Source organism: Cellulomonas sp. ACRRI, from assembly GCF_022346185.1.
Taxonomy (GTDB): Bacteria; Actinomycetota; Actinomycetes; order Actinomycetales; family Cellulomonadaceae; genus Cellulomonas.
In genome coordinates this window covers 1-5073 of the sequence record NZ_JAKRMS010000195.1, presented here as the reverse complement: position 1 = coordinate 5073, position 5073 = coordinate 1, and the positions used below count along the sequence as shown (strand labels likewise).

Genomic DNA, 5073 nt, shown 5'->3' with positions numbered 1-5073 from the left:
GCGGGGCGCGGGGGTGCGGGGTGCGAGAGCGCGGGGCGCGCCGTGTCAGCCCGGGACGCGCGCGGCGATCAGGCGGCGGCGGAGGTCCAGCGCGGTGCCGGACTTCGCCGAGACCATCACCGCGACGTCGCGCAGCCGGACCCGGGCGAGGAACGCCGTCAGGCCGTCGCGGTCGAGCGGCGCCTCGTCGGAGTACGCGGGGCAGCGCATGTCGTCGGTGTGCTGCACCGGGCGGTCGCGGCCCTCGACCTCGTCGACGTACACCCCGTACAGCACCATCTCCGAGACGTGCAGCTCGCGCCCGACCGCCGCGGCCCACGGCAGCCCGGTCACGGTCTCGACCCGGGCGAGCATCCGGCGCACGACCGCGGGCTCCCACAGGCAGGGCCAGCACACGTAGTCGGGCCGGGCGGCCTCGTCGCCGGGCGGCAGGCCGAGCAGCCGGCGCGCGACCTCGTGCCACCGCACGTGCCGCGGCAGGTGGGCGCTGACGGCGCCCTCGCGCCGGTACAGGGGCACGGCGCCGTCCGGCGCGAAGGTGCGCGGCCCGAACGGCCGGACGAACACCAGGTCCGAGTCGGCCAGCAGGACCAGGTCGGCGTCCGCGGCGGCCACGGCGGCCAGCTTGACCACCTGCTGCGCGACCCAGCCGCGCACCGGCGGGAACGGGACCCGCGGGTCGACCCACAGGTTGAGGCCGGGGACCTTGCGCAGGGGCCGCGGCACGACCGCACGGGCGTCCTGGACCGTGGTGCGCTCGCCCGCGAGCGAGCGGAACAGGCCCAGGTCGGCGGGCGGCACCACCAGGGCGTGCCGCACCGTCGGCGGGGCCAGGCGGAGCACCGAGCGGTTCAGCTCGACGCACAGCGGGTGGTCGGGCCGGTAGGACGGGGTGAGCACGAGCATGGTCGGGCTCGGGGTCGCGGCGGTCACGAGCCGGCCGCCCGTCCGCCGGGGGCCGCCCCGCTCGGGGCCGACGGCGCCCCGCGCACCTGCCCCTCGACGAGCGCCACCAGCCGGGCCTGCGCCTCGGCCCAGGTCCGCCCCGCCACGCTCGCCTGCACCGCCGCCGCCCGGCCCGCCGGGTCCGGGTGCCCGACCGCCGCGGACAGGGCCCCGGCGACGGCGGCGGGCGTCGGCGCGGCCCACAGGACGTGCGGGTTCGGCAGGTCGGCGCGCGCGTCGGCGGAGTCGTTGACCACCGGCACGGTGCCGGCCGCGAGCATCTCCTCGGCGACCAGGGAGATGTTGGTGAACGACAGCGCCAGCCCGGCGAGCGTCCGGTGGTAGAGCGCGTTCAGCGCCTCCGGGTCGAGCCCGCCGTGCCGGGTCGCCGGGACCCCGAGGTCGCGCGCGGGGTCGCCGTAGACGTGGATCTCCTGGTCCGGGTGGCGCGCGTGGAACGCCGGCAGCGCGAGCCGCGCCAGATCGTACCCCCGCCGGGCGACGTCCGGCTTCGCGTAGAGCACGACGCCGCTGCGGGTGGTCGGCGGCAGCGGCCGGTAGACCTCGGTGTCGCAGCCGAACGGGACGACGTCGACCTCGACGCCGAGGTCGGCCCGCAGGTGGCCCGCGACCATCTCGCCCAGCGCCAGCACCCGCAGCCCGAGCCGGTAGGAGTCCTCGGCGAGCGCGCGCTGCGCGCCGTGCGGGTAGAAGTACGGCTCGACGTCCTGGACGAAGTACAGCCGGCGCATCGGGTCGGTGCCGCGGCGGGCGAGCACGTGCGCCGTCTGCCAGGACGTGGCCACGCACGCGTCGACGCCGTGGACCCCGTCCGCCACGTCGCGGATCTCGGCCCGCACGTCGGGCCACCCCGCCCGCACGACCGCCGCGCGCTGCCGGACGTCCCCGCCGTGCCGGTCGTACAGGTACAGCACGCACCGGTGCCCCGCCGCCTCCAGCGCCCGCACCATCCGGAACATCGTGGTGTGGCCGCCGGAGTGCGGGCCCGGCGGCACGCACAGCCAGCCGATCGTCAGCGGCCGCCCCGCGGGCGGTGCGGCGGCCACGGCGCGCGCGGCGGACCCGGGGTCGGCGACGTCGCCGGGCAGCAGCGGGAAGTCGAGGGCGGCGGCTCCGGTGGCCCGGTACAGCCGTGCGGCGGCGCGCTGCGCCGTCTCCCGCGCCCCCATCGCCCGCACGCGCCGCGCCGCGGCCGGCAGGTCGCGCGCTCTCACGCCGCCCCCCGCCCGCGCACGACCCCCGCCGAGGTCGGGGGCACGCCGTCCGCGGGTCCGCGGGATCTCCCGCCCGCGCCGGGGACGCTCGACCGCGCCGGCGGGAGCGGGCCCGCCCCGTCGCGGGTGTACGTGCCCGTGCGCGCCCAGCGGTGCGCGCGGCGCACGTCGTCGGCGCGCACCCGCACCGCCCGCGCGAGGCCCGCCGCCCGGCCGAGCGGTCCGGGCGAGGCGTCCAGCGCGGCGTCCAGCCGCGCCCACGGCCCCGCGAGCTCCGGCGCGGCGCGCAGCGCCTCCGCCATGAGCCGGCGCACGCGCTCGGGGTCGCGGCGCCCGCGGTCGACCTCGTACCGGCACGCCCGCAGCGCCTGCCGCACCAGCGCGCGGCGGGCCGCGGCCAGCAGGTCGTCCCGCTCCGGCAGCCCCGCCGCGCCGCCGGCGGCGAGCTCGGCGAACGCCGCCACCCGCTCGCGGAAGTCGGTCGCGTCGTCCACCTCGCGCGCCGACAGGCTGGCGGCGTGCTCGCGGTGCCAGGCCTGGTCGGCACCGCCCACGTGGGCCACGTCGGCGTGGGCGGCCAGCCGGAGCCACATCTCCATGTCGTGCGCGTGCGCGAGCGGCCGCTGGCCGCCGACCGCCGCCACCACCGACCCGCGCATGAGCACCTCCGGCGACGTGATGACGTTGTAGCCGTCGGCGCACCGGTCGGCGAGCCACCGCCGACCGGGCCAGACCGTCCACCGGCGGGCCCGGGTCCGGGCGGCCGGCGGCTCGCCGGTGAAGTGCACCGGGTGCCCGTACACGAGCCCCACCGACGGGTACGCGCGCGCGACCGCCACCGACCGGGCGAGCGAACCGGGCGTGAGCAGGTCGTCGGCGTCGAGCCGCACCAGGAACTCCCCCGTCGCCCGGGCGAGCCCGTCGTTGAACGTCTCGACCGGACCGCGGTTGCGGGCGTGCGCCAGGACGGTGACCCGCGGGTCCCGGTCGGCCAGCCGCCGGGCCACGCCCAGCGAGTCGTCCGTGGACGCGTCGTCCACCACGACCACGTCGACGCGCACACCGCCCTGGCCCAGCGCGCTGCCCACGGCCGCCGGCAGGTAGCGCGCGTAGTCGTGGCACGGGACGACCACCGTGACGGTGGCGTCGGCGGTCCCGACCGGGCGGGGTCGCGCGCGGACGGTCCGGGTCAGCGGCGCAGCGCCGGCGGTCACGGGACGCGCTCCGGGTCGGGCGGCACCGCCGCCGGCGACGGCGCGACGGGGCGGCCGGCTCCGGTCGCCGCCGACCGCAGTCCACGCAGGTCCCGCAGCAGCGGCCGGCCGACGAGGGCGACGTACACCAGCGCGCCCGCCGCGCCGCCGGCCGCCAGCGCGCCGAGCGACCCCGGCACCTGCCGCGCCACCAGCACCGCGGCGACCACGGTCGGGCCCGCCGCCACGAGCGGCAGCCAGACCGCCCCCGCCAGCGCCCGCAGGTCCGCCCCGCTGCGCCGGACGGCGGCCAGGTACAGCGGGAGCACCACGACCGCCGCGACCACCACGTGCGCCCAGCCGACCCCGGCCGAGCCGCCGGCCCGCGCGCCGACGACCACCGCGGGCACCAGCGCGACCAGCCAGGCGACCTGCACGGCGAGCACCGGCCGGGTGGCCCCGCGCGCGATCAGGTAGGTCGCCAGCAGGTCGAACAGCACCCGCAGCGCTCCGAACGCCGCCAGCGCGGCGAGCGCCCCGGCCGCGGGGGCCCACCGGCCGCCGTACAGCAGCGTCACGACGGGCAGGCTCAGGGCGCCCAGCAGGCAGGCCACCGGGACGGCGGCCGCCCAGGTGAGGCGGGTCGCGAGCGCCAGCCCGCCGTCGCCGGCGTCCGGCCGGGCGCCGGGCGGCCCACCGGGCACGCCGACCGGTGCGTCCCCGCGCTCGTCGAGCCGCGCGAACGCCGCCAGCGCCACCGGGCGCACCGTCTGCCCGATGACGGTCATCGGCCAGCTCGCCACGTTGAACGCGAGCACGTAGTACCCGAGCGCCACCTCACCCGCCCCGCGCGCGAGCACCACCTTGTCGACCGCCAGCAGCGCGATCGACAGCAGGTTCGCCCCCGCGAGCGGCGCGCCGTACGCGACCGCCCCGCGGGCCAGCGCCCGGTCGTAGCCGAACCGCGGCACCGTGCGGCTGAGCAGGAACTGGGTCCCGGTGGCGGCGGGCTGGGCGACGAGCCGCGAGGCGGCCAGCGCCATCGGACCCCAGCCCGCGCGCACCAGCAGGACGGTGACCACGGTGCCCACCACCAGGTCCACGAGACCGGTCGCGAAGATCTCCCGCTGGTGGAACCCCCGCTGCAGGCGCGCGTACGGGACGACGCCCGCGGCGGACACCACGAGGGTCGCGGCGAGCACCGCGATGACGGGGGCGGCGCGCTCGCTGCCCAGCGCGCGCGCCACGGGCTCCGCGGTCGCGACCATGGCCCCCGCGAGCAGCGCGCCGAGGACGAGGCTGATGGTCGCCACGGTCGGCTCCAGGCGTCGGGGCTCGTCGGACCGCACCAGGTCCGCGCTCAGCCCCAGGTCGACCACGGTGACCAGGACGCCCTGCACCGCCAGGGCGATCGCGAACACGCCGAAGTCCTCCGGCGCGAGCAGCCGCGCGAGCACGATGCCGACCAGCACGTTGCCGAACCGCAGCACGACGCTGCCCGCGCTGCCCCAGGCGAGCCCGCGGCCGACCTGCCGGCCGAGCCCCGGCGACGACGTCACCGCGCCCCCTCCCGCTGCGCGGCGCCATCCCGGGTCGCCGCCGCACCGCGCGCGCCGACGTCCCCGCCGTCCGGCCCGACGTCCCCACCGCGCTCCCGCGCGCGCCCGCACCGCCGCCGCGGCCCGCTGCCGGGCCAGCGA

At 79.6% G+C, this 5073-nt stretch carries 4 protein-coding genes; all 4 read right to left on the bottom strand.

Annotated elements, in window-relative coordinates; translation table 11 throughout:
• Positions 1–45 precede the first annotated feature (45 nt).
• From MHY85_RS20115 to MHY85_RS20100, 4 genes are read right to left on the bottom strand one after another with little or no spacing between them, the layout of a single operon-like run.
• On the bottom strand, positions 46–933 hold the full coding sequence (locus tag MHY85_RS20115) for a DUF6492 family protein (protein WP_239200002.1): 888 nt from the start codon (positions 931–933) through the stop codon (positions 46–48).
• Entirely contained in the window at positions 930–2180 is a 1251-nt protein-coding gene (locus MHY85_RS20110; protein WP_239200000.1) for a glycosyltransferase family 1 protein, read from the bottom strand. Before MHY85_RS20110 ends, MHY85_RS20115 begins: the two co-directional genes overlap by 4 nt.
• Positions 2177–3394: a glycosyltransferase family 2 protein gene (locus MHY85_RS20105; protein WP_239199997.1), complete on the bottom strand. Its 1218-nt coding sequence runs from the start codon at positions 3392–3394 to the stop codon at positions 2177–2179. Before MHY85_RS20105 ends, MHY85_RS20110 begins: the two co-directional genes overlap by 4 nt.
• Complete coding sequence (locus MHY85_RS20100; RefSeq protein WP_239199995.1) at positions 3391–4932, bottom strand: oligosaccharide flippase family protein; 1542 nt, start codon at positions 4930–4932, stop codon at positions 3391–3393. The genes MHY85_RS20105 and MHY85_RS20100 overlap by 4 nt, the downstream gene beginning before the upstream one ends.
• Positions 4933–5073: the final 141 nt, after the last annotated feature.